Source organism: Sphingobium psychrophilum, assembly GCF_012927105.1.
In the GTDB taxonomy this organism is placed as follows: domain Bacteria; phylum Pseudomonadota; class Alphaproteobacteria; order Sphingomonadales; family Sphingomonadaceae; genus Sphingobium; species Sphingobium psychrophilum.
On record NZ_JABBFV010000001.1, the window covers coordinates 605,029 to 628,523 of the forward strand.

General features: G+C 64.8%; 22 protein-coding genes. 12 read left to right on the forward strand and 10 right to left on the reverse strand.

Annotation, left to right across the window (positions count from 1 at the left end; all coding sequences use genetic code 11):
- Window positions 1-118: 118 nt before the first annotated feature.
- The 4 genes from glk to HHL08_RS03095 all read left to right on the forward strand — a co-directional run bounded on the left by glk (window position 119) and on the right by HHL08_RS03095 (window position 2,816).
- The gene (gene glk / locus HHL08_RS03080; protein ID WP_169570982.1) at window positions 119-1,087 is read left to right on the forward strand and encodes a glucokinase; all 969 of its coding nucleotides are present in this window, start codon (window positions 119-121) and stop codon (window positions 1,085-1,087) included.
- Window position 1,088: 1 nt separating this feature from the next.
- The gene (gene eda / locus HHL08_RS03085; RefSeq protein WP_169570983.1) at window positions 1,089-1,709 is read left to right on the forward strand and encodes a bifunctional 4-hydroxy-2-oxoglutarate aldolase/2-dehydro-3-deoxy-phosphogluconate aldolase; all 621 of its coding nucleotides are present in this window, start codon (window positions 1,089-1,091) and stop codon (window positions 1,707-1,709) included.
- 211 nt (window positions 1,710-1,920) lie between these two features.
- On the forward strand, window positions 1,921-2,433 hold the full coding sequence (locus tag HHL08_RS03090; RefSeq protein ID WP_169570984.1) for a hypothetical protein: 513 nt from the start codon (window positions 1,921-1,923) through the stop codon (window positions 2,431-2,433).
- Between the two features lie 95 nt (window positions 2,434-2,528).
- Window positions 2,529-2,816: a hypothetical protein gene (locus tag HHL08_RS03095; RefSeq protein WP_169570985.1), complete on the forward strand. Its 288-nt coding sequence runs from the start codon at window positions 2,529-2,531 to the stop codon at window positions 2,814-2,816.
- 57 nt (window positions 2,817-2,873) lie between these two features.
- Here the strand turns inward: HHL08_RS03095 and HHL08_RS03100 are convergent, their stop codons facing one another.
- Entirely contained in the window at window positions 2,874-4,010 is a 1,137-nt protein-coding gene (locus HHL08_RS03100) for a pyridoxal phosphate-dependent aminotransferase (protein ID WP_169570986.1), read from the reverse strand.
- A gap of 57 nt (window positions 4,011-4,067) precedes the next feature.
- On the opposite strand from HHL08_RS03100, the gene HHL08_RS03105 reads away from it, so the two are divergent.
- The gene (locus HHL08_RS03105; RefSeq protein WP_169570987.1) at window positions 4,068-4,331 is read left to right on the forward strand and encodes a hypothetical protein; all 264 of its coding nucleotides are present in this window, start codon (window positions 4,068-4,070) and stop codon (window positions 4,329-4,331) included.
- Between the two features lie 129 nt (window positions 4,332-4,460).
- On the opposite strand, the gene pgl is transcribed toward HHL08_RS03105, so the two are convergent.
- From pgl to HHL08_RS03130, 5 genes are all read right to left on the reverse strand, one after another.
- The gene (gene pgl / locus HHL08_RS03110) at window positions 4,461-5,153 is read right to left on the reverse strand and encodes a 6-phosphogluconolactonase (protein ID WP_169570988.1); all 693 of its coding nucleotides are present in this window, start codon (window positions 5,151-5,153) and stop codon (window positions 4,461-4,463) included.
- 4 nt (window positions 5,154-5,157) lie between these two features.
- Complete coding sequence (locus tag HHL08_RS03115; RefSeq protein WP_169570989.1) at window positions 5,158-5,634, reverse strand: YbaK/EbsC family protein; 477 nt, start codon at window positions 5,632-5,634, stop codon at window positions 5,158-5,160.
- Window positions 5,634-6,629 (reverse strand): UDP-glucose 4-epimerase GalE, encoded by a 996-nt coding sequence (gene galE, locus HHL08_RS03120; protein WP_169570990.1) that lies wholly within the window; start codon window positions 6,627-6,629, stop codon window positions 5,634-5,636. The genes HHL08_RS03115 and galE overlap by 1 nt, the downstream gene beginning before the upstream one ends.
- A gap of 133 nt (window positions 6,630-6,762) precedes the next feature.
- Complete coding sequence (locus HHL08_RS03125) at window positions 6,763-8,934, reverse strand: 3-hydroxyacyl-CoA dehydrogenase NAD-binding domain-containing protein (RefSeq protein WP_169570991.1); 2,172 nt, start codon at window positions 8,932-8,934, stop codon at window positions 6,763-6,765.
- 191 nt (window positions 8,935-9,125) lie between these two features.
- Entirely contained in the window at window positions 9,126-10,334 is a 1,209-nt protein-coding gene (locus HHL08_RS03130; protein WP_169570992.1) for an acetyl-CoA C-acetyltransferase, read from the reverse strand.
- 218 nt (window positions 10,335-10,552) lie between these two features.
- Between HHL08_RS03130 and HHL08_RS03135 the strand changes: the two genes are divergently transcribed.
- Window positions 10,553-11,287, forward strand: a complete 735-nt coding sequence (locus HHL08_RS03135; protein ID WP_169570993.1) for a metallophosphoesterase family protein — start codon at window positions 10,553-10,555, stop codon at window positions 11,285-11,287.
- Window positions 11,288-11,328: 41 nt separating this feature from the next.
- Window positions 11,329-12,999, forward strand: a complete 1,671-nt coding sequence (locus HHL08_RS03140; RefSeq protein WP_206377645.1) for an MFS transporter — start codon at window positions 11,329-11,331, stop codon at window positions 12,997-12,999.
- Window positions 13,000-13,012: 13 nt separating this feature from the next.
- Here the strand turns inward: HHL08_RS03140 and HHL08_RS03145 are convergent, their stop codons facing one another.
- Window positions 13,013-13,612, reverse strand: a complete 600-nt coding sequence (locus HHL08_RS03145) for a nucleotidyltransferase family protein (RefSeq protein WP_169570994.1) — start codon at window positions 13,610-13,612, stop codon at window positions 13,013-13,015.
- A gap of 156 nt (window positions 13,613-13,768) precedes the next feature.
- Between HHL08_RS03145 and folE the strand changes: the two genes are divergently transcribed.
- From folE to HHL08_RS03170, 5 genes are all read left to right on the forward strand, one after another.
- The gene (gene folE, locus HHL08_RS03150) at window positions 13,769-14,374 is read left to right on the forward strand and encodes a GTP cyclohydrolase I FolE (protein WP_169570995.1); all 606 of its coding nucleotides are present in this window, start codon (window positions 13,769-13,771) and stop codon (window positions 14,372-14,374) included.
- Window positions 14,371-15,210, forward strand: coding sequence for an SDR family oxidoreductase (locus HHL08_RS03155; protein WP_169570996.1), 840 nt, complete (start codon window positions 14,371-14,373; stop codon window positions 15,208-15,210). Before folE ends, HHL08_RS03155 begins: the two co-directional genes overlap by 4 nt.
- An 83-nt stretch (window positions 15,211-15,293) precedes the next feature.
- Window positions 15,294-16,073 (forward strand): enoyl-CoA hydratase-related protein, encoded by a 780-nt coding sequence (locus HHL08_RS03160; protein WP_169570997.1) that lies wholly within the window; start codon window positions 15,294-15,296, stop codon window positions 16,071-16,073.
- 344 nt (window positions 16,074-16,417) lie between these two features.
- A complete protein-coding gene (locus tag HHL08_RS03165) occupies window positions 16,418-18,802 on the forward strand; it encodes a TonB-dependent receptor (protein WP_169570998.1) in 2,385 nt (794 codons plus the stop codon).
- A complete protein-coding gene (locus tag HHL08_RS03170; protein WP_169570999.1) occupies window positions 18,802-20,025 on the forward strand; it encodes a dipeptidase in 1,224 nt (407 codons plus the stop codon). Before HHL08_RS03165 ends, HHL08_RS03170 begins: the two co-directional genes overlap by 1 nt.
- Window positions 20,026-20,123: 98 nt before the next feature.
- Here the strand turns inward: HHL08_RS03170 and mmsB are convergent, their stop codons facing one another.
- The 3 genes from mmsB to HHL08_RS03185 form a co-directional block, all read right to left on the reverse strand.
- Window positions 20,124-21,155, reverse strand: coding sequence for a 3-hydroxyisobutyrate dehydrogenase (mmsB, locus tag HHL08_RS03175; RefSeq protein WP_328804552.1), 1,032 nt, complete (start codon window positions 21,153-21,155; stop codon window positions 20,124-20,126).
- A complete protein-coding gene (locus HHL08_RS03180) occupies window positions 21,038-22,129 on the reverse strand; it encodes an enoyl-CoA hydratase/isomerase family protein (protein WP_169571001.1) in 1,092 nt (363 codons plus the stop codon). The genes mmsB and HHL08_RS03180 overlap by 118 nt, the downstream gene beginning before the upstream one ends.
- Window positions 22,130-22,297: 168 nt before the next feature.
- Window positions 22,298-23,452, reverse strand: a complete 1,155-nt coding sequence (locus HHL08_RS03185; protein ID WP_169571002.1) for an acyl-CoA dehydrogenase family protein — start codon at window positions 23,450-23,452, stop codon at window positions 22,298-22,300.
- Window positions 23,453-23,495: the final 43 nt, after the last annotated feature.

The window sequence follows — 23,495 nt, forward strand, 5'->3', positions numbered from 1 at the left end:
ATCCTCGTCATTCCCGCGAAGGCGGGAATCCATCTCCCGACATGGCGGCCAGCCGTTACGCTTGGAGATGGATCCCCGCCTTCGCGGGGATCACGATTAAATATCAAGGGGTCTGAACATGACCGACATCATCGCCGCCGATATCGGCGGGACCAACGCCCGTTTCGCCCGCGCGTCGCTCGACGCGAAGGGCGTGCCGACGCTCGGCACCGTGCGCAAATATAAGGTGGCCGACTATCCCAGCCTCCAGGCCTGCTGGGCCGCCTTCGCCGAAGACGAGAAGGCCGACGGTGCCCTGCCCAGGGCGGCCTCGATCGCCTTCGCCACCGCGATCGGGCGGGACGTCATCAAGCTGACCAACAGCAGCTGGGTGATCCGCGCCGATACGCTGGCCGCCGACATTGGCGTCGATACGGTGCGGCTGGTCAATGATTTCGAAGCGGTGGCCCATGCCGTGTCGCGCCTGCCGGACGAAAATCTGCCGCTGCTGTTCGGTGAGGACAAACCCTTTCCCACCGATGGTGGCGTCACCATATTGGGGCCAGGTACGGGGCTGGGCGTCGCGCTGATCGCCTACGACCAGGGCCATCCCCATGTCATCGCGACGGAGGGCGGCCATCTCGACTTCGCGCCGCTCGACCCCATCGAGGAAAAGATCCTTTCCTATCTGCGCGACAAATTCCTGCGCGTATCGACCGAACGGATCGTGTCCGGGCCGGGCCTCAACTATATCTACAAGGCGCTGGGCACGATCGGTCATGACCGCGTCGTGCTGATGGAAGACCCCGAATTGTGGCAGGCCGCGCTTGACGGTAGCGATTCCTTTGCGCGCGCCGCGCTGGAGCGTTTCTGCCTCTGTTACGGATCGATCGCGGGCGACCTGGCGCTGGCCCATGGCCCCCACGGCGTCGTGCTGGCCGGCGGCCTGACGCAGCGGATGCGCGATTTCCTGCCGCACAGCGGCTTCCACACCCGTTTCAAGGCCAAGGGCCGGTTCGAAAGCCTGATGGCGACCGTGCCGATCCGCATGGCCATTCATGATGAAATCGGCCTGTTCGGGGCCGCCGCAGCGTTTCGGGAGAAATAAAATGAGCAAGTTGACCGTCGAACAGGTGATGGAACTGGCCCCGGTGATCCCGGTGCTGGTGGTGGACAGGGTCGAGGACGCGCTGACGATCGCGCGCGCGCTGGTCGCGGGCGGCCTGCCCGCGCTGGAAGTGACGCTGCGCACCCCCGCCGCGCTGGACGTGATCCGCGAAATGAGCAAGGTCGAGGGCGCGGTGGTCGGCGCGGGCACGGTGCTCAACCCGGCGCAACTGGACGCGGCGATGGAGGCGGGGGCGCGCTTTATCGTCAGCCCCGGCCTCACCAAGCCGCTGGGCAAGGCGGCGATCGCCGCCAAAATCCCCTTCCTGCCCGGCACCGCCACCGCCGCCGACATCATGCGCGGGATGGACATGGGCCTGACCCACTTCAAATTTTTCCCCGCCGAAACATCGGGCGGGCTGCCGGCGTTGAAGGCGCTGGCCGCGCCGCTGCACACGGCGCGCTTCTGCCCGACCGGCGGCATCACGCCGCAAAACGCGCCCGAATGGCTGGCCCAGCCCTTCATCAAATGCGTCGGCGGCAGCTGGGTCGTGCCCAAAGGGCCGGTGGACGCAGCGAAGATCGAGGCGCTGGCGCGCGAAGCCGCCGCGCTGCCGCGATGATTTGAATAGCTTTACCTATGGTCCGTTCGTTTCGAGCGAAGTCGAGAAACGAGGCAAAGCCAAGTTCAGCGAAGCGAAAAGGCAGCACCGCGCTGGCCGCTTCTCGACTATGCTCGAAGCGAACGGAAAATACTGTAAATCCGGGCGTCGACCGAATGGTGAGGGCGCGCACGCCATTGCGCCTGATCGCCCGCGGCCCTAGATGAAAGCCATGACACCGCGCCGCCTCCTCACCGCCCTGGCCCTGTTCCTGTCCGGTTGCGCGGGGGCGCCGCAAAGCTATCCTTCGCTCGCCAAGCGGCCGATCGAGAGTGCGCCTGTTGCGACTGTCGCGCCGCCCGCCGCGCCTGTGCCGGCCGACGCGGCGCTGTCGGCGGAAATCACCCGCCATGTCGCGCAGGCGGACAAGGGTGCCGCCGCCTTCGACGCAGCCTATGCGCGCGCCGACCGGGCGGTTGGCGCAGCGAAGGGCGCGGGCGTATCCAGCGACGCCTGGGTCGCGGCGCAGGTGGCGATCAGTTCGCTTGAATCCGCGCGCAACGACAGCGTATCGGCGCTCGCCAGCCTCGACACCCTCTATGTCACGCGCAGCAACGCCGTGGCTGACGGTAAGGCAGCGGGCGGCCTTGAAGACATCGACGCCGCCCGCAGCGCGGCGCTGGCGCTGGTGGACCAGCAGAATGACCGCATCGACGCCATGAAGGCCCGCCTGCCGCAGCCTTAAGGGAAGCGTCTGCCGGAGCGGTGTTTGGGGACGACCATTTAGCGGTGAAGTCGTTTCCTGATTACAGGCATCACCGAAAGAAGTAGGATTTCGGCATGATCGATGTCGCCGGATACGCCTTCCCAGAAAATCGGGCATCAATCGTATGTAAGCATGTGTGGAGCGGTGTTCCGGTACTTCTTTTTGCGCATGATAGCGATGGAGACATTCAGTTCTACTGCGGAGAGGAGAGCCACTCCATGTCCGATGCATGGGTCTTAGGCTTGTCCGAGATAAAGGATCATCTGCGATCAATGGATAACATGCCCACCGTCAGGCCCGGACAGTTCGCGGAGCGTGCTACCATCGAAAGCGCTTGGATTGTACGGAACATGAACGACTAATGTTCGCTAACCGGCGATGCGCATCCGAGAGCCGACCTTCGTAAACCCGCCACCACTCTAACGTCCGCCCTGCGCCTCGAACCACGGCACCATCCGCGCGATCGCATCCTCGACCCGGTCGGTCGACACGGCGAAGCTGAAGCGGATGAAGCGGTGGCCGTCTACGGGATCGAAATCGATCCCCGGCGCGGTCGCGACCCCGGTGTCGCGCAGCAGCTTCTGGCAGAAGCTGAGGCTGTCATCGGTCAGGTGGCTGATGTCGGCATAGATGTAGAAAGCGCCGTCGGGCGGCGCGATGCTGGCCAGGCCCAGCGCGGGCAGGGCGTCCAGCAGCAATTGCCGGTTGCGGCGGTAGCTTTCGACATGCCCCTCAAGTTCGTCGGTGCAATCGAACGCGGTCAGCCCGGCGCGCTGGGCCAGCACCGGCGGTGTCAGGAACAGATTGCCCATCCGCGCCCGCGCCGCGTCGATCAGCGCGGGCGGCACCACGATCCAGCCCAGCCGCCAGCCGGCCATGCTGTAATATTTGGAAAAGCTGTTCACGATCACCGCGTCGGGCGCATATTCCAGCATCGAATGGGCCGGTTCGCCAAAGCTCAAGCCATGATAGATTTCGTCGGATATAATGCGGATGCCGCGATCCGCGCACACGGCCGCGATCCGCGCGAGTTCGTCCGCCGGGATGATCGTGCCGGTGGGGTTGGCCGGGCTGGCGAGGATCAGGCCATCGGGCGCAGGATCGATCGCGGCCAGCGCGTCGGCGCTGATCTGATAGCGTTCGGCCGGTCCGCAGGCGACCTCGACCGGTTCCAGATAAAGCGCCTTCAAATTATTGCGATAGGCGACATAGCCCGGCCGCGCCGTCGCCACCCGCGCGCCCGGCGCGAACAGGCAGGTCAGCGCCAGCACCAGGCCGGGCGACGCGCCGCAGGTCAGCAAAATCTGTTCGGGGTCCACCGCCACGCCATGCCGTTCGCCATAATGGCGGGCGATCCGTTGCTTGAGCGGCATGCTTTCCCAATAGCCCATCGCTTCGGTGTCCAGCACATGATGCGCCATGGCGATGGCGTCGGCGGGCGCGCCGGTCGACGGTTGGCCAAATTCCATATGCAGGATGGACCGGCCCGCCGCTTCGAGCGCATGGGCTTCGCGGCTGATGGCGATGGCGTGGAAGGGGGATATGTCGGCGATCATGCAGGCGTGCCTAAAGCCGCGCCGCAACCATGTCGATAGCCGGGACGTTCGATGGCCATGAACAGCACGCTGCTCACGGCTCTGCAATATTATGGCGCGGGGGCGGCCACGATCGCCGCGCTGGTCGTATCGCTCAACCTGGGACGCCGCATAACCGGGTGGGCATTCGTACTGTTCGTCACATCCTCGATCGCGCTCACCGCCTGGGGTTTCCTCGACAAGGACAGCGAGGGGATAGGCTGGCAGAATGTCGCGTTGCTGGTCATCAATGCGGTCGGCGTGTGGCGCTATCTGATCTCGACGCATGAGGTGCGGGATTAGCGCAATCTGGGCCTGATCCGCACATTTCTCTTCCGTTCGGGCTGAGCCTGTCGAAGCCCTCTGTTTCCCTCTAGAAGATCGGAAGAAAAGAAAGGCCCTTCGACAGGCTCAGGGCGAACGGCTCTTAGATTAGATTTCCGCGATCCAGACCTCGACCGGCACCTTGTCCTGCAACAGCGCCAATCGGATCGGCAGTTCTGCAATCGAACCACCCGCCAGCGCGCGGTCATAGACCGCCTTCTTGCCCGCACCGCTGATTTGCAGGAAGATATGGCAGCTCTGCAAAATCCCGTGCGCCGTCAGCGACATACGCTGATGCGGCGCGGCCGGGGGCGTCGCCGCGATCGTCAGCGCCTGGCTCGCCAGCCCCTCGGCCAGTTCCTTGCCCAGCGGAAAGAGCGAGGCGGTATGCCCGTCATCGCCCATGCCGAGCAGGATGATGTCCAGCGGCCAGGGCAGGTCGGCGAAAGCCGCCTCGACCGCCAGCTGCCCGGCATAGGCGTCCGCGGCTGGCGTCTTCATCGGCACGAAACGCGCCCGTGCCGCCGCGCCCTTGAGCAGCGTGTCGCGCACCAGTCTCTCATTGCTGTCGGCGCTGTCGGGCGCGACCCAGCGTTCGTCGACCAGCGTCACCACGACCTTGCCCCAGTCGAGATCGGCGTGGCTCAGCGCTTCCAGCACCGGTCGGGGCGATCGGCCGCCGGACAGGGCGATGCTGGCGACGCCGCGCCGCGCGATCGCATCGGACAAGATGGCGGCAATGCGTGCGGCGATATCGGCGGCGGCTTCAACCCCGGTGACGAAAAGATGTTCGGTCGGCATGGAGCTACTCCGTAATTTCAGGCAGCGCGCAAATGTCGATCCACTGTCCGCCGGTCAAGGCCGCCAGCCGATCGGGCGTCAATTCGACTGATGTGGTGCGCGACCCGGCAGCGGGAAAGACGGTGGCGAAATCCCTGAGCGACACGTCGCAATAGACGGGCAGGGGAGAGGCGAGGCCGAAGGGGCACACGCCGCCGACCGGATGGCCGGTGATCGCCTCCACCTCGTCCGCGCCCAACATCCGCGGCTTGGCGCCCAGCGCCGCCTTCGCCTTGCCGTTGCTGAGCCGTGCGTCGCCCCGCGCGCACACCAGCATGATCGTTTCGCCGACGCGCAGCGACAGCGTCTTGGCGATCCGCGCCGGTTCCACGCCCAGCGCGGCGGCGGCCTCCATCACCGTTGCGGTGCTGACGCCCTGTTCGATGATCGCCACATCGGGCGCGTGGGTAGCGAAGAAGGCGCGGACGCTCGCCTCGCTCATTAGCGTTCCCCCAACTTGCGCTCCCACGCCAGCGCGTGAGCGACGATCTGGTCCAGATCGGCATGGCGCGGCGTCCAGGGGAAGGTTTTCAGGATCGCGCCATTGTCGGAAATCAGCTTGCCCGGATCGCCCGCCCGGCGGCCGGTCATGACCCGCTTGACGGGCATGTTGGTCGCGCGATCGACCGCGTCCAGCACCTCCAGCACCGAAAAGCCCCGGCCATAGCCGCAATTGAGCAGATGGTTGCGATCCGGCTCCGCCATCAGTGCCTCCAGCGCCAGCAGATGCGCGGCGGCCAGATCGCTGACATGGATATAGTCGCGCACGCCCGTTCCGTCGGGCGTATCGAAATCGGTGCCGAATATGGCGACGCTCTCGCGCTTGCCCAGCGCCGCCTCGACCGCGACCTTGATGAGGTGGGTTGCGCCGGCCGTCGATTGGCCGGTGCGCCCCTGCGGATCGGCACCAGCGACGTTGAAATAACGCAGCGCGCAGAAATTCATGGGATGCGCCGCGGCCACGTCGCGCAGCATATATTCGGTCATCAGCTTGGACATGCCATAGGGATTGATCGGCTGTTGCGGCGTATCCTCCCGCACCGCTTCAACGTCCGGCGTGCCATAGGTGGCGGCGGTGGACGAAAAAATGAAATGCGGCACGCCAACCCGCACCGCGCTCTCGATCAGGTCGCGGGTCTTTGCGCTGTTGTTATGATAATATTTCAACGGGTTGTCGACTGACTCCGGCACGACCACCGAACCGGCGAAGTGCATGATCGCCTTGACGTCATGTGCGCGCAACGTCGCTTCGACCAGCGGCTGGTCGGCTATGTCGCCGCGCACCAATGGCACGCCGTCCGGCACCGCCCAATCAAATCCGGTGACCAGATTGTCGATCACCACGACGCCATAGCCGGCATCCTTGAGCGCCAGCACGGCATGGCTGCCGATATAGCCCGCGCCGCCCGTGACAAGGACCGTTGGTTTGTCGCTCATGCTTTCACCCCAAATAGCGCGTGTTCCCGCGCAGGCGGGAACCCAGTCCGGCGGTAGAACTGGGTTCCCGCCTGCGCGGGAACACATATTACGGGGGAGACCTAACCTACAGTCTTTACGATTTATACCCCCATCATGCGGCCTGCGCGATCGCAGGCCGATAGAAGGTCGCCCCGCTCGCCGCCATCTCACGAAGCTGCGCCGTCGGTGAAAAGCGCGGGCCATGTTCCGCCGCCAGCCGATCCAGCACAGCGACGACATGAGCGATGCCGACCGTGTCCATATGGCTGAACGGCCCGCCGGTATAGGGCGCAAAGCCCCAGCCGAAGATCGCGCCGATATCGCCGTCTTCGGGCGTTTCCAGCACGCCTTCCTCGAAGCAGCGGGCACATTCGATCAGCTGGCGATAGAGCAGCCTTTCCTTCACCGCCTCGACAGCGGGCTGCTGCGCCGCGCGCGGGAACATCTCGCCCAGCACTGGCGACAGATGCTTCTTGCCGCCTTCGGGATAGTCGTACCAGCCCTTGCCATTCTTCCGGCCCAGGCGACCTGCCTCGACCATCTGCACCATGATGTCATCCGACGCCTGCGGCACATAGGCGTCGCCCAGTTCCTTCCTGGCCGCGCTCATGATCTTTACGCCGAGTTCGATCGACACTTCATCGCTGACCGCCAATGGCCCGGTGGGCATCCCCAGTTGCTTGCCCGCATTTTCGATCAGCGCCGGATTGACGCCTTCGCCCACCAGTTCCGCACCCTCCTGAACATAGGTGCCGAAGCTGCGCGAGGTGTAGAAGCCACGGCTGTCATGCACGACGATCGGCGTCTTCTTGATCTGCGCGACGAAATCCAGTGCTTTGGCGATCGCGGCGGGGCCGGTCTTCTCGCCCAGGATGATCTCCACCAGCGGCATCTTCTCGACCGGCGAGAAGAAATGAACGCCGATGAAATTCTCCGGCTTCGTCCACGCCTGCGCCAGTTTCGTGATCGGCAAGGTGGAGGTGTTGGACCCGAAGATGGTGTCCGCGCCCAGCACGGCTTCCACCTGCCTGGTCACTTCCGCCTTGATGGCGACATCCTCGAACACCGCCTCGATCACGAAGTCCGCGCCCGCCAGGTCGGCATAGTCGGTGGTCGGCGTGACGCGGGCCAGCGTCTCGGCCAGCTTCTCCGGCGTCATGCCCTTGCCCAACCGCTTCTTCAGCACTTCCTCGACATGCGCCTTGCCCTTCTGCGCATAGGGCAGGTCGCGGTCGAACAGCACGACCTCCATCCCCGCCTGCGCGGCGACGGTGGCGATGCCCGCGCCCATCATGCCCGCGCCCAGCATCGCCAGTTTCTGCGTCGGCGCCTTGGCCTCGCCCTTGGGCCGGCGCGCGCCGCGTTCGGCGGCCTGCTTGTTGACGAACAGGGTGCGGATCATGTTGGACGCCTGCGGGTCGGCGGCGACCTTGGCGAAATATTGGCTCTCGATCTGGATCGCCTTGTCCATTGGCAGCGTGATGCCTTCATAGACGGCCGACAGCAAAGCGATCGGCGCGTGCATGTTGCGCTGCGTCTGTTTCAGCGTCATCGGCAACGCGCCCGCCATCGTCTGGACGAAGCCGGGGTTGAAGCCGCCCGCGCCGCCGGGCACCTTATAGCCCTTGACGTCCCACGGCTGGGTGTTGGCGTTGGGATTGGCCTTCACCCATTCGCGTGCCGCCGTGACCGCCGTGCCCTGGGGCACCACGGCATCGACCACCTTCAGCATCGCCGCTTCGGCCGGGCGGAACAGCTTGCCCTGGAGCATGTACATCAGCGCCGCCTGCACGCCCATGATGCGCGGCAGGCGCTGCGACCCGCCACCGCCGGGGAACAGGCCGATCAGGATTTCGGGCAGGCCCAGCTGCGTCTTCGGGCTGTCGCCCACGAAACGGCGATGGCAGGCCAGCGCCAGTTCGAACCCGCCACCAACGCAGGTGCCTTCGATCGCGCAGGCGACCGGCTTGCCGCTGGTTTCCAGGCGACGGAACAGCGCGTTCAGCACGAACAGATCGTCGTACAGCGCGGCCGGGGCGGGGGCGTCGCCCGCCTTCGCCAGCATCGACCCGAAAAATTTCAGGTCCATGCCCGCCATGAAGCCGCTATCCTTGCCCGACGCGATCACTGCGCCCTTGATGGCGTCCTCCGACGCGATACGGGTGATCGCGGCGTCCAGGTCGGCCAGGAAGTCCATGCCGATGACGTTCATCGACTGGCCGGGGACGTCGATGGTCAGCGTGGCGATGCCGTCGGCGTCGATGTCGAAGTTTATGGTGTTCATTGGTATGGCTACCTTTCCCAACATCCGTTCGTCCTGAGTAGCCATTGAGCCCTTCGACTGCCTGCTTGCAGCAGGCGCTCAGGATAAACTTCACCACAGGTGAAGTCGAAATGGCGTATCGAAGGATGCTTCGATACGGGGCTTCGACAGGCTCAGCCCCTACTCAGCACGAACGGGTCCTATTTTCTGTCTCAGATACGCTCGATGATGATCCCGGTGCCCATGCCCGCGCCGACGCACAGGTTGACGAGCGCGGTGCCCTTGCCGGTTCGTTCCAGCTCGTCCAGCGCGGTGCCCAGCACCATCGCCCCGGTCGCGCCCAGCGGATGGCCAAAGGCGATCGCGCCGCCATTGACGTTGATCCTGTCGTGGTCGAGGTTCATCGCCTGCATGTAGCGCAGCACGACCGAGGCGAAGGCTTCGTTCAGTTCCCACAGGTCGATGTCGGCCGTGGTCATGCCCGCGCGGCTCAGCAGCTTGCCCGCGACGAATTCCGGCCCAGTCAGCATGATCAGCGGTTCCGACCCGATAGACGCCATGGCGCGGATGCGGGCGCGGGGCTTCAGGCCGTATTTGTCGCCCATATCCTTGTTGCCGACCAGCACGGCGGCCGCACCATCGACGATGCCGCTGCTGTTGCCGGCATGATGGACATGGTTGACCTTCTCCAGTTCGGGATAGCGCAATAGCGCCACCGTATCGAAGCCCGGCATGTCCTCGCCCAAGGCCAGAAAGCTGGGCTTCAAAGCGCCGAGCGACTGCATCGTCGCGTCGGGCCGCATATGTTCGTCATGGTCCAGCGCCACGCGGCCGATCACATCCTTCACCGGCACGATCGACTTCTTGAACCGGCCTTCGTCCCAGGCGATCTTGGCGCGCTTCTGGCTCTCGACCGCATAGGCGTCGGCATCGTCGCGGCTGATGCCGAACTTGGTGGCGATCACGTCGGCGCCGATGCCCTGGGGCGCGAAATAGGTTTTGTAGGCGACCGACGGGTCCATCGCCCAGGCACCGCCGTCCGACGCCATCGGCACGCGGCTCATCGATTCGACGCCGCCGCCGATCGCGAACATCGCTTCGCCTGAGTAGACCTTGGCAGCGGCCATGTTGACGGCTTCAAGGCCGGAGGCGCAGAAGCGGTTGATCTGCACGCCCGGCACGGTTTCGGCATAATCGGCGTTCAGCACCGCAACGCGGGCGATGTCCGCGCCCTGTTCGCCGACCGGGCTGACGCAGCCCAGGATGACGTCGTCCACATCGGCGGTATCGATCTGCGTGCGATCGCGCACAGCTTCCAGCACCTGCGTCGCCAGTTGAAGGGGCGTGATCTCATGCAGCGACCCGTCGGCCTTGCCCCGGCCACGGGGCGTCCTGACGGCGTCGTAAATATAGGCTTCCATGTCTTTCCCTCTCCGTGGGCTGCCCTGTGGGCGCACTGGATGTGGGGGAAATGTATTTACGTTTACGTAAAGTGCAAGGGCAAATGCATGACGGCCGTGCCGTCCCGCCCTGCCGTAGCGGCAGGTGGAGCGGCTTTTGCGAAACAGCGCAGCTACTGTCCAACTCCCTGTCGCACGCCGCCCTTTCGCGGCGCGAATCCCTGTGCCATTCAGGGGCGATGCGGATCGCCATCCTCTCCGACATTCACGGCAATATCGCCGCGCTCGATGCCGTGCTGGCCGATGTCGAGGGACGGGGCGTGGATGCGATCGTCAACCTGGGCGACATCCTGTCCGGCCCGCTTTTCCCCTGCGAAACGGCCGACCGGCTGATGGCGCTCGACCTGCCCACGATCCGCGGCAATCATGAACGGCAATTGCTGACCCAGCATCCGGATCGCATGGGCGCGTCGGACCGCTATACGGATGCGGTCCTGCAATCCCGTCATCGCGACTGGATCGCGTCGCTACCCGACAGCCTGTGGCTGGCCGACGATGTGCTGATGGTCCACGGCGCGCCGGGCGACGATCTTTGCTACTGGCTCGAAACGCTCGACCCCACAGGGTTGCGGCCCGCGACCGCGGAGGAGGTGGAAGCGCGGGCAGGGGGTGTCGCCGCCCCGCTTGTCCTGTGTGGCCACACGCATGTCCCGCGCATCCACTATCGGCCGGGCGGCGGGCTGATCGTCAATCCGGGCAGCGTCGGCCTGCCCGCCTACGCAGACGATCACCCCTTTCCGCATAAGGTGGAGACGGGATCGCCCCATGCCCGCTATGCGATCGCGGAGCGGACGGCGGCCGGATGGACGGCAGAATCCATCGCGATCCGCTATGATTGGGACGCCGCCGCCCGCGCGGCGCAGGCGCATGGCCGGGCCGATTGGGCCGCCGCGCTGCGGACAGGGCGCGCCTAGAAGCGTTGCGCGCCGGCCATTGCGGCTTATATCCCCCTGCTATGGATAGCCTGACGCAAGCCCCGAATCAGCAAACCCCTTCGCCGCTTTCCATCCCCATCTTCCGCGCAATCTGGACCGCCAGCCTGGCATCCAACTTCGGTGGCCTGATCCAGTCGGTCGGCGCGGCCTGGATGATGACCTCGCTTTCGGCCTCCCCCCAACTGATCGCGCTGGTCCCGGCCGCGACGACTTTGCCGATCATGCTGTTTTCCCTGTGGGCCGGGGCGGTCGCGGACAATCTGGATCGGCGCAAGGTGATGATCGTGTGCCAGGCGTCGATGCTGATCGTGTCGACCGCGCTGGCGCTCACCGCCTGGGCCGGACTGGTTACGCCCGGGCTGCTGCTGGGTTTCACCTTCCTTCTGGGGTGCGCCACCGCGATCAACGGTCCCGCCTGGCAGGCGTCGGTCGGCGACATGGTGCCACGCGCCATCCTGCCCAGCGCGGTCGCAATGAATTCGATGGGCTTCAACCTGGCGCGCAGCGTCGGCCCGGCGCTGGGCGGCGTGATCGTCGCGGTGGCGGGGGCGGCGGCGGCGTTCCTGACCAATGCGGTCAGCTATATCGCGCTGCTGACGGTCCTGTCCCGCTGGCGGCCGGACCTGCCGCCCAAGCTGCTGCCGCGCGAGCGGCTGGGCGTCGCGATGCAGGCAGGCCTCAGCTATGTCGCCATGTCGCCCAACATCCGGCTGGTGCTGCTGCGCGGCGCTACCTTCGGTATCGGCGCGAGCGCGGTGTCGGCGCTGATGCCGCTGGTCGCGCGCGACGTGCTGGGCGGAGGGGCGCTGACCTTTGGCCTGACCAGCGGGGCGTTCGGCATCGGCGCGGTGCTCGCGGCGCTCTCGACCCGCCATTTGCGCGCGCGCTTCTCGGTGGAAACCATGGTGCGGTCGGCCGCGCTGATCCTGGCGCTGGGCACCGCCATCACGGGCGCGAGCAGCTGGCTGGCGCTGGCGCTGCTCGGCTATCTGCTGGCGGGCATGGGCTGGGTGACGGCGCTGGCGACGTTCAACGTGTCGGTGCAGATGTCGGCGCCGCGCTGGGTCGTGGCGCGGGCGGTGTCGCTCTATCAGATGACCGCGTTCGGCGGCATGGCGATCGGCGCCTGGATGTTCGGCTGGATCGCCGAGCATCATGGCGTGGTGGAGGCGCTCTATGCCTCCGCCGTCGCGCAATTCGCCGCCGCCATGCTGGGTTTTCTTCGCCCGCTGGCGCAGACCGGCGAGGATAATCTCGACCTCCAGAACAGCTGGCGCGAACCCGATACGGCGGTCCCGGTGGAGCCGCGCAGCGGGCCGGTGGTCGTCACTATCGAATATCGCATCCCGGCCGGTTCGATCGTCCCCTTCCTCTCCGCGATGAGTGAGCGGCGGCGCATCCGTCGCCGCGACGGCGCCCATGGCTGGACGTTGATGCGCGACCTGGGCGATCCGTCCCTATGGGTGGAGCGCTATCATGTCTCGACCTGGCTGGATTATGTCCGCCACAATCAGCGGCGGACCGTGGCCGACATCGACAATAGCCAGGCCATCCACGCGCTCCATGCCGGCCCGAACCCCCCGGTGGTCCACCGGATGTTGGAGCGCCAGACCGGATCGCTGCCGATCAGCCGCGCGCCCGATCCGCGCGAAATGGGCGATCCCATGACCGATCCGACCCGGTCCAACTAAAGCCGCTCTGGGCCTATTGCGGCGTCACCGGCCGCCAGCCGGGCAGATCCTCCGGCGTGTCGATATCGTGCAGCACATTGCCGCTCGTTTCGATCTGGATACCGTGGCTCAGCAGCGCGCGCGCCCCCTGGTCGCCCTTCAACGCCAGCAATTCGGGGAAATGCTTGCGGCCGATAAAAGCGGGCGGGGAGGAGGAGAAGCCGTCGGTGGAGGCGACCACGGACCGGATATCCTCCGCCGCCAGGCAGATGCGGTTATAATGGGTCTGCGGCACGTCGGGCATGTCGGCCAGGCAGATCAATATACCCCGTATCTTCATGTTGGGCATGACATGTTCGACCGCGCGCACGATGCTGCCCGATATCCCCTCTTCGGGCCGGTCGTTGACGATGATGCTATAACCGCGCCGGTCCAGTTTGCGATGGATGACCGGGGCGTCCGCGATCGGGCGCACGACCGCGATCAATTCGGCAAAGGCCATGGACGCAACCGTTTCCAGCACATGCGCGGCGAGCGGCTTGCCGCGCACATTGGCCATCAGCTTGTCATCTTCGCCAAAGCGGGTGGATGATCCGGCCGCCAGCAGGACAGCGGCGATCCGTTCAGTGCGCATGGATGACGATGGGTAGAGACATTGTGATGTGGCGATCCCGATTATTCCCTGACTTGCCACCACGGCGATCTTGTGTCCAGCATCCCCGAAAGACACTGGCCATCGCGCACCTCAGCCGCCATATGCCACCCCAACGCATAAGGAGTGGCCCTGTTCATGGCATGTGAACTCGAAACGGAAATTGTTGGCGACGGCAAGGCGCCGGTCCCGGCCGAAGTCAGCGAGGCGATCCGTACCCTGATCCGCTGGTCGGGCGATGCCCCCGAACGCGAAGGCCTGTTGGAAACGCCCGAGCGTGTTGCCCGCGCCTGGAAGGAATATTGCCGCGGTTATGGCGACGACCCGGCCTACCATCTCTCGCGCATCTTCCATGAAGTGGGCGGCTATGACGATGTCGTGCTGCTCAAGGGTATTCCGTTTCAGTCGCATTGCGAACATCATATGGCGCCGATCGTGGGCAAGGCGCATATCGCCTATCTGCCCGGTGACTATGTGGTCGGCATTTCCAAGCTCGCCCGCGTGCTGCACGCCTATGCCAACCGCCTCCAGGTGCAGGAACGGCTGACGTCCGAAGTCGCCAATTGCATCTGGGAGCATTTGAAGCCCCAGGGCGTCGCTGTTGTGATAGAGGCGACCCATGGCTGCATGACCGGGCGCGGCGTCCGCACGCCGGGCGTCGTCATGAAGACCAGCCGTATGCTCGGCGTGTTTCGCGACAGTGAAAAGTCGCGGGAGGAAGTGCTGAAGCTCATCGCTTCATGAGCGACGACAAGGAACCTGCCTATCGTCCCTTGGGCAAGGCGCGTAGCAACGCCACGCCGGTCGGCGCGCCGCTGGCGCCCAAGCGGCTGGCGCTTGTCACTGGCGGGCATCGGCGGCTGGGCGGCATCATTGCCGCTGCGCTGGCCAAGGCGGGCCATTCGCTCGCCGTCCATGGCAGCCACGACACGCGGCTCGATTCCCATTTGGCGCTGACCTTCGAGGAGGAGCGGACCGAATGGGATGGCTTCGTCGTGGATTTCGCCGATCCCGAAGGGGCGGAAGAACTGGTGGCCAGGGTGGCGGAACGGTTCGGCCGCCCGCCCGACATATTGATCAACAGCGCCGCCCTGTTCGGGCAAGACCGGCTCGACACGGTCACCGCCGACGATCTGATGCGCCATTATGCCGTCAACTGCGCCGCGCCAACTTTACTGACGAAGGCGTTCGCCACCATACCGGCGGGCGTGGGCGACCGCTGCATTGTCAACATACTCGACCAGCGGATCGACCATCCCCATGCCGACCAGCTGGCCTATACATTGTCCAAGCTGGCGCTGGCCGGGCTGACGCGCACCAGCGCCGCCAGCCTCGCGCCCAAAGTGCGGGTCAACGCCGTCGCGCCGGGCCTGACGATCGCGACGCCCGACTATGATGCGGCGCAGATGGAGCGTCTGGCGGAGATGATGCCGCTTGCCTGCCTGCCGCAGGCCGAGCAGATCGCGCAGGCGGTGCTCTATCTGGTCGAAGCGACCGCCGTGACTGGGCAGACGCTGTATGTCGACGGCGGCGCGCATCTTAAAAGCTATGATCGCGACTTCATGCATCTGTGCCGATAGGCTCGGCGCAAATGCGTTGCGTTGGGGCTGGCGAAGCGTCGCCCATGCCAATAGAGCGGTCTCAAAGCTTAGAGGAGACGGCGATGACCTATGAAACCATCCTGGTCGAACAGCGCGACGCGGTAACGCTGATCACGCTCAACCGGCCGCAGGCACTGAACGCGCTCAACAGCCAGGTGCTGGCCGAGCTTAGCGCCGCCTTTGGCACCTATGACGCCGATCCGACGCAGCGCTGCGCAGTGCTTACCGGCAGCGGCGAAAAGGCGTTTGCCGCGGGCGCCGACATCAAGGAAATGGTCGACAAGGACGCCGCCGACTTTTTTCTGGAGGATTTCTTCTCCGGTTGGCAGACCGGCGTGGTCGCGACCCGCAAGCCGTGGATCGCGGCGGTGCAGGGCTTCGCGCTGGGCGGCGGTTGCGAACTGGCGATGATGGCCGACTTCATCCTGGCGGGCGACACCGCCAAATTCGGCCAGCCCGAAATCAAGCTGGGCGTTGCGCCCGGCATGGGCGGGTCGCAGCGGCTGACCCGCGCCATTGGCAAGGCCAAGGCGATGGAAATGTGCCTGACCGGCCGGATGATGGACGCCGCCGAAGCGGAGCGTTCGGGCCTTGTCAGCCGCATCGTGCCAGCTGCCGAATTGCTGGACGAAGCGTTCAAGACCGCAGCGGCGATCGCCGCGATGCCGCCCATGGCGGCGATGGTGAACAAGGAAATGGTCAACATCGCCTTCGAAACTGGCCTGGCGCAGGGGCTGCTGACCGAGCGCCGCCTGTTCCAGATACTGACGGCGACGCAGGACAAGAAGGAAGGCATGACCGCCTTCGTCGAAAAGCGCCCCGGCGTCTGGCAGGGCCGCTGAGCGCCTATATCGATCCAATACCATAATGCGATGACGCTGACTTACGGGGCGTGTTCCCCGGCGAAGGCCGGGGTCCAGTCCTGACCGTGGGACTGGACCCCGGCCTTCGCCGGGGAACACGGGCTATAGGTTCCCATCAATGCATCTTGGTATACGCAGCGTGTTCCAGCGATCCGCTGAGAAATTCTCATTGGTCGATGGCGGGTCTTTCCGGCACTCTCGTTTCACAAGGAAACTGAAGAACGAATTGGCGGGCGCAGCGATGCGTCCGCTTTCATCGTCCGTGGGAGAGGTGCGGCGCCATGCGCCCCTGATTGGCTTGTTGTGAAACAGGGAGCCTTTGCATGTCCGTTATCTCGTCCATCCGCCTTTCCTCGCGCGCGGCGTTGCTGCTCGCCTGCGCCACCGGCGCGCTGAGCGCCGCCCATGCGCAGGAACCGGTCGGGGATGGCGACGAGACGATCACCGTTACCGGCCGCCGCATCTCGCAATCGGCCGAAGCGATCGGCGAAGACAAGGTGAGCAATGTCGTGGCAGTCACGCGCGAGGCGCTGCTGTCGGCGCCGTCGGGCATTTCGGGCCTCAAGATGCTGGAGCAACTGCCCGGCTTCAACGTCCAGACCGACGGCGCGCTGGGCCTGTACGAGTTCGGCAACAGCGTCCAGACCCGCGCCTTCAACCTCGACCAGATCGGCTTCGTGGTCGACGGCATCCCCACCGGCCGCAGCGACGCCTTCGGCGGCAGCCCGGTATTCCGCTATGTCGACAATGAAAATCTGGGTGTGGTGGAGGCCGCGGTCGGCGCGGGCGATGTGGGCCTGCCCAGTTACTCGACGCTTGGCCCGGTCGTGCAATATAACAGCATCGCGCCGCAGGAAGAGATGGGCCTGTTCGTGTCCCAGAGCTTTGGCGATTTCGACATGAAGCGTACCTTTATCCGCGCCAGCACGGGCCAAGTCGGTCCGTTCCGCGCCTATGTCAGCCGCACCAAGCTGGACACCGACCTGTGGCGCGGCGACGGCACGGTGGACCGCGAACATTGGGAAGGCATGGTCCATGCCGATCTGGGCGGGGACAGCTGGGCGCGCTTCAAATTCGTGTCGAACAAGTTCAACGACTTCGATTCCCCCTCGCTCAGCCGCAGCCAGTATCTGACCGGCACCGATATCGGCGGCAAGAGCGGCCGGGATCGCGGCTACATCTCGGTCGTGCCCAACACCACGCCGGGCTTCGCGCCTGTCGCGGGTGGACCCGCCTTTAGCAACGCCAACTATGCCTATACCAACACACTCGCCATCAACGTGCGCGATGATAAGCTTTATGGCGGCACGGTCCATGCTGGCATCGCCGATGGCATCTGGGCGGAAGCGACCGCCTATTATGAGGATAAGGGCGGCTATGGCGTGTCGCCCGATACCTATGCCAACAGCCTGCTGCAATATCAGCGGCAGACGACCGCCGGCATCGCGCTCAGCGCGCCCAAGGGCACGCAATATGGCCTCTCGACCGTGGGCGGCGAGCGCTATGGCCTGACCACCAAACTGCATTGGGAACTGGGCGTCCAGACGATCGAGGTCGGGCTGTGGGCCGAAGTCGATACCTATAACCGCACCCAGGCGCGCTACAACACCATCGACGGATCGCCCGCCAGCTCGCCCGACCTGAACGATCTGGTCTATGTCCGCCGCGATTATCAGTCGGAACGCAACACGACCCAGGCCTTCGTCAAGGACCGGATCGCGCTGCTGGACGACAGCCTGATCTTCGATCTGGGCGTCAAGGCGCTGAACATCGACTATCGCTATAGCGGCTATCGCGACTTCAACGATTATTACCGCAATGCCGGCACGACCGCTGCGCCGATCTGGGTTGCGGGCTGGGGTCCGCAGACGCTGCGTACCAGCTATAGCGACGGCTTCCTGCCGATGGCGGGCGTGCTTTACAAGATCAACAACCAGACCCAGATTTTCGCATCCTATGCCGAAAATATGGCGCTGCCCAAGGGGCTGGACGATGTCTTCTCCGTCTCCCTGAACAGCAGTTCGGCCGGCGTGCCCGCGCCCGCGCCCGAACGGTCGCAGAATTTCGAGGCGGGCATCCGCACGAACCAGGGCCAATTCTACGCCTCGCTGGCGGGCTATTACACCAAGTTCAAGAACCGCATCCAGTCGATCGGATCGATCCTGCCCGGCACCACCAACGTCATCGAAACCTTCTTCCAGAATGTCGGTCGGGTCAGCGCCTATGGCGCGGAATTCAGCGGCACGTTCAAGCCGTCGGCGCTCAATGGCCTCGCTTATTTCAACCTCAACGCCACTTATAATATCGCCAAGTTCAAGGACGATATCGTCACCGCCACGACCTCCTACCAGACCGACGGCAAATATATTCCCGACAGCGCCAAGTGGATCGTCAATGGCGGCGTGACCATCGAACCGGCCAGCTGGCTGGTAGGTAACTTCAGCGGCAAATATACGTCGCGCCGCTGGTCGACCTTCGACAATTCGGCCGGGTCCAGCGTCAAGGGCTTCACCGTCTTCAGCGCCTATGTCGATATCGGCGACGGCTTTAGCCTGGGTCCGGTCAAGGGCATGAAGGCGCGGTTCAACATCGACAACATCTTCGACAAGGATACGCTGTCCTATATCTCGGCCGCTGTGACGGGCGACGGCAATTTCCGTCCGTTATCCCCGCGCACCTTCCAGTTCACCATCTCGGGCGAAATCTGATGCGGGCAAGCTGGATGATGGGGGCAGCGCTTCTGGCGCTGCTCCCCGCCGACACATATGCGCAGGATGTGTCCAAGAAAGTGTATCAGCTGCACCAGAAGCTGATCACCCTCGACAGCCATCTCGACACGCCCGCCTCGCTTGACCTGCCCGGCTGGTCGATCGACGAGGAGCATGGCGTCCATAGCGACTTCACCCAGGTTGATTTGCCCCGCATGAAGAAGGGCGGCCTGGATGGCGGTTTCTGGGCGATTTATACGGGGCAGGGGCCGCTGACGATCGAGGGATTCCGCAAGGCGCGTGACTTCGCGATCCTGCGCGGCCTGTCGATCCGCAACATGGTGGCCGCCGACCCGGCCAATTTCGCACTCGCGCTGGAGGCGAAGGACGCCGCACCGATCGCCGCGGCGGGCAAGCGCATCGTCTATATGTCGATCGAGAACGCCTATCCGCTGGGTGAGGACGTCTCGCTCATCAAGACCTTCTACGACATGGGCGTGCGCGTGTCGGGCTTTGCCCATTTCGCGCACAACCAGTTCGCCGACAGTTCGACCGACCCGTCGAAGAAGCCGCGCTATGGCGGCCTCAGCCCGCTGGGCAAGGAATTGCTCAAGGAGATGAACCGCCTGGGCATCGTGCCGGACGGGTCGCACAGTAGCGATCAGGTGCTGGACGATCTGCTGGCGCTGTCTACGACGCCGGTTCTGCTGACCCATTCGGGTTGCAAGGCGGTCTATGACCATCCGCGCAACATTGATGACGATCATCTCAAGGCGCTGGCGGCCAAGGGCGGCGTGATCCAGATGAACGCCTATGGTGCCTATCTGCGCGCATCCAAGCCCAATCCCGAACGGCAGAAGGCGCTGATGGTGCTTTACGGCCAGATGCGCGAAGACGCCAAGATATCGCCGGAAAAGCGCGCCGAACTGCTGGCCAGGCGGCAGGAGATCGACAGGCTCTATCCCGACACCGACAAGCCGACCTTCGATGATTTCATGGCGCACATGCTCCATGCGCTCAAGGTCGTGGGGCCGGACCATGTCGGCATTGGCCTCGACTGGGACGGCGGCGGCGGCGTCGTTGGCATGGAGGATGTGGTCGCCCTCCCCAAGATCACCGACGCGCTGCTCAAGGCTGGCTATAGCGAGGCTGACATCCAGAAAATCTGGTCCGGCAACGTGCTGCGCGTGCTGGCGGCGGCGGAGGCGGGCAAGGGGAAATAGGGCGAAGACCCTGTACCCCGGCGAAGGCCGGGGTCCAGTTCAGACCATCGGACTGTACCCCGGCCTTCGCCGGGGTACAGCATCTTTTGCAGGGAGCGTCATTTCCCCTCCAGCATCTCGATCATCAGCGAAAAGTCGCGGGCAGCTTCGCCTTGGTTGGCGAGCATTTGATAGAGCGCTTCGGCGGCGTTCCCCATCGGCACGCTGGCCCCGACCGACGCGGCGGCTTCGGTCGCCAGCTTCAAATCCTTGAGCATCAGGCCCACCGCAAAGCCGCCCTGATAGCCATTGTCGGCCGGCGTTTGCGGGCCGACGCCGGGGACGGGGCAGTAGCTGGTCATCGACCAGCTCTGGCCCGACGACACGCTGCTGATGTCGTAGAAGGTCTGGGGGTCGAGGCCGAGCTTCTTCGCCATCGCGAAACTTTCGCAGGTGGCGACCATGGTCGCGCCCAGCAGCATATTGTTGCAGATTTTCGCGCCTTGGCCATTGCCCGCGCCGCCGGCATGGATCACCGCCTTGCCCATGGCGGACAGGATCGGCTTGGCCTTGGCGAAGGCCGCGTCCGCGCCGCCGACCATGAAGGTCAGCGTGCCGCCATTGGCCGCCGCGATGCCGCCCGAAACGGGTGCGTCGACCATCTCGAAACCCTTCGCGACCGCCGCCTCGATCACCCGGCGCGCGGTGGCGACGTCGATGGTCGAACAGTCGAGGAAGAGCGCGCCCGGCTTCGCCACGCCGAACACCTGGTCGTTATAGACGCTCTCGACATGCTTGCCGGCGGGCAGCATCGTCACCACCGCGTCGGCCCCGGTCACCGCATCGGCGGCGCTGGAGGCGCGGACGGCGCCATGGCCTTCCGCCTTGGCCAAAGCCTCCTCCGACAGGTCGAAGGCGCGCACGGCATAGCCGTTTTTCAGCAGGTTGGCGGCCATCCCGCCGCCCATATTGCCAAGGCCGATGAAGGCGATCGTCTGGGTCATGTTCCGGGCTTCCTCTTGTCGATTATAAATCAGGCGCTGGCGTCTGCGACAGCCGGCAGCGGTGTCCATTGCTTCTCCGCAGGCAGCGGCGCAAAGATCGCATCGATCATCGCATCGCTCACCCCCTCCAGCGTGGCCGGGTTCCATTGCGGCGCATTATCCTTGTCGAATATCACTGCGCGGACGCCCTCGACGAAATCGGGGCGGCGGATGATCGCACAGGCCAGGCCATATTCCATCGCCATATTGGCGGCGAAATCGGGCTGGGCTGCGCCTTCGACCAGCTGGCGCAGCGCCACCTTGATGGTCTGGGGTGATTTGGTGGCGAGCACGGACAATTGCTTGGTCGCCCATGCGCCACCATCTGCTTGCAGCGCCGCGACGATCTCCTCCGCCTTGTCGGAGGCGAACAGCCGGTCGATATCGGCGCGGTGCGCGTCCAGCTTCGAAGGCGGCGGGACTTCGTCATTCTCCGCCAATATTTCGTCCAGCCCCAAGGGATCGGCCAGGATGCGCGCCTTGATCGCATCCAGTCTGTCCGATGCGATATAGTGGGTGGCGATGCCGATGGCGGCGCAATCCGCCCCGTCGATCCGCGCGCCCGTCGCTGCCAGCCACGCGCCGACCCGGCCGGGCAAGCGCGGGAGGAACCAGCCGCCGCCCACGTCGGGGAACAGGCCGATGCCGGTTTCGGGCATGGCGAAGGTCGTCCGCTCGGTCGCGACGCGGAAGCGGGCCGGTAGGGAGATGCCGACGCCCCCGCCCATGACGATACCGTCGATAAAGGCGACGATCGGCTTCCCATAAACGAACAGCAGATGGTTCATCCGATATTCGACATGAAAGAATCGCTCCGCCTCGATACAGTCGGCCTTGGCGCTGTTGGCGATCAGCGCGATGTCGCCGCCGGCGCAGAAGCCGCGCGACAGCTTGGGATCGCCATCGGCGGCGGGCAGATGATCGATCATGACCGCGGTGACCGCATCGTCCTGCGCCCAGCCAAGCAGAGCATCGTTGATCGCCTCGCACATCTCCGGGGTAAGGGCATGGATCGCCTTGGGCCGGTTCAGGCGGATGCGGCCGACGCCGTTTTCGATGATGGTCAGGACTTGGTCAGTCATTCTTATCTCCTTCCTCGCCCCTTTGGGGGAGAGGGATGCGAAGACTTGGCAGCTTGCTGCCTAGTCGGAGCTGGGAGAGGGGGAACGCGCGCCGGCCCCTCTCCAACTTCGCCTAGGCGCGTGCCGCGCCAAGGCTTCATATCCTCTCCCCAAAGGGAGAGGATTGGTTTACCGCAACATGTCCCGCGCCACGATCATCCGCATGACCTGGTTGGTGCCCTCCAGAATGGAATGCACCCGCAGGTCGCGCCAGATGCGTTCGATCGGATAGTCCATCAGATAGCCATAGCCGCCATGGAGTTGCAGCGCGCGGTCGGCCACCGACGATCCGGTGTCCGTAGCGAAGCGTTTCGCCATCGCGGCGAAGCGGGTCTTGTCGGGGGCATTATCCGTCACCTTGACCGCGGCCGCATAGAGCAGCGTGCGGGCGGCCTCCAATTCGGTCTGCATGTCGGCCAGGGTGAACTGCGTATTCTGGAAATCGGCGATGGACTGGCCGAACTGCTTGCGATCCTTGGTATAGCGCACGCTTTCATCGATGCAGCGTTGCGCCCCGCCCAGCGAGCAGGCGCCGATATTGAGGCGGCCGCCGTCTAGCCCCATCATCGCGATGCGAAAGCCTTCGCCCTCCGCGCCGACCAGATTTTCCACCGGCACGCGCACGCCATCGAAATTCACCTGCGCGGTCGGCTGCGAATGCCAGCCGAGCTTGCGTTCCTGCGCGCCGAAGCTGACGCCGGGCATGTCCTTTTCGATGACGAGGCAAGAGATGCCTTTCGGCCCATTTCCTTCCGGTGTATTTGGCCCGGTGCGGACCATGGCGAGGTAGACCTCATTCTCGCCGCCGCCGGAGATGAACTGTTTGGAACCGGTCACGACATAATGGTCGCCGTCCCTGACTGCCTTGGTCTTGAGCGCCGCGGCGTCCGATCCCGCGCCCGCTTCGGTCAGGCAATAGCTGGCCATGCGCGCCATCGGCACCAGGTCGGGCAGATACTTGTCCTTAACCGCCTGGCCGCCGAATCGGTCGATCATCCACGCACCCATATTGTGGATCGATATGAAGGCGCTGGTGGACGGACAGCCATAGGCCATCGCTTCCATGATGAGCGCGGATTCCAGGCGACCAAGGCCGATGCCGCCCGAATCCTCCGACACATAAATGCCGCCAAAGCCGAGGTCCGCCGCGGCGCGGATCGTGTCGCGGGGGAAGATATGCTTTTCGTCCCACTCCGCCGCATGCGGGGTGATCGCATCGGCGGTGAACCGCTGCGCCATCTCCTGAATGGCGCGCTGGTCCTCGGTCAGGTCGAACTGGGTCATGCTCTCCATCCTCCGCAAGCCTGTCCGGCACGCCAATGATGGG

Coding starts and splice junctions, on each gene's coding strand:
- galE (WP_169570990.1), bottom strand. CDS start 6,629: ATGAGCGACAAACCAACGGTCCTTGTCACGGGCGGCGCGGGCTATATC.
- HHL08_RS03130 (WP_169570992.1), bottom strand. CDS start 10,334: ATGGAAGCCTATATTTACGACGCCGTCAGGACGCCCCGTGGCCGGGGC.
- HHL08_RS03145 (WP_169570994.1), bottom strand. CDS start 13,612: ATGCGCACTGAACGGATCGCCGCTGTCCTGCTGGCGGCCGGATCATCC.
- HHL08_RS03165 (WP_169570998.1), top strand. CDS start 16,418: ATGTCCGTTATCTCGTCCATCCGCCTTTCCTCGCGCGCGGCGTTGCTG.
- HHL08_RS03090 (WP_169570984.1), top strand. CDS start 1,921: ATGACACCGCGCCGCCTCCTCACCGCCCTGGCCCTGTTCCTGTCCGGT.
- HHL08_RS03125 (WP_169570991.1), bottom strand. CDS start 8,934: ATGAACACCATAAACTTCGACATCGACGCCGACGGCATCGCCACGCTG.
- HHL08_RS03180 (WP_169571001.1), bottom strand. CDS start 22,129: ATGACTGACCAAGTCCTGACCATCATCGAAAACGGCGTCGGCCGCATC.
- mmsB (WP_328804552.1), bottom strand. CDS start 21,155: ATGGAACCCGGCCACGCTGGAGGGGGTGAGCGATGCGATGATCGATGC.
- glk (WP_169570982.1), top strand. CDS start 119: ATGACCGACATCATCGCCGCCGATATCGGCGGGACCAACGCCCGTTTC.
- HHL08_RS03185 (WP_169571002.1), bottom strand. CDS start 23,452: ATGACCCAGTTCGACCTGACCGAGGACCAGCGCGCCATTCAGGAGATG.
- HHL08_RS03155 (WP_169570996.1), top strand. CDS start 14,371: ATGAGCGACGACAAGGAACCTGCCTATCGTCCCTTGGGCAAGGCGCGT.
- HHL08_RS03115 (WP_169570989.1), bottom strand. CDS start 5,634: ATGAGCGAGGCGAGCGTCCGCGCCTTCTTCGCTACCCACGCGCCCGAT.
- HHL08_RS03095 (WP_169570985.1), top strand. CDS start 2,529: ATGATCGATGTCGCCGGATACGCCTTCCCAGAAAATCGGGCATCAATC.
- pgl (WP_169570988.1), bottom strand. CDS start 5,153: ATGCCGACCGAACATCTTTTCGTCACCGGGGTTGAAGCCGCCGCCGAT.
- eda (WP_169570983.1), top strand. CDS start 1,089: ATGAGCAAGTTGACCGTCGAACAGGTGATGGAACTGGCCCCGGTGATC.
- folE (WP_169570995.1), top strand. CDS start 13,769: ATGGCATGTGAACTCGAAACGGAAATTGTTGGCGACGGCAAGGCGCCG.
- HHL08_RS03140 (WP_206377645.1), top strand. CDS start 11,329: ATGGATAGCCTGACGCAAGCCCCGAATCAGCAAACCCCTTCGCCGCTT.
- HHL08_RS03100 (WP_169570986.1), bottom strand. CDS start 4,010: ATGATCGCCGACATATCCCCCTTCCACGCCATCGCCATCAGCCGCGAA.
- HHL08_RS03135 (WP_169570993.1), top strand. CDS start 10,553: ATGCGGATCGCCATCCTCTCCGACATTCACGGCAATATCGCCGCGCTC.
- HHL08_RS03105 (WP_169570987.1), top strand. CDS start 4,068: ATGAACAGCACGCTGCTCACGGCTCTGCAATATTATGGCGCGGGGGCG.
- HHL08_RS03170 (WP_169570999.1), top strand. CDS start 18,802: ATGCGGGCAAGCTGGATGATGGGGGCAGCGCTTCTGGCGCTGCTCCCC.
- HHL08_RS03160 (WP_169570997.1), top strand. CDS start 15,294: ATGACCTATGAAACCATCCTGGTCGAACAGCGCGACGCGGTAACGCTG.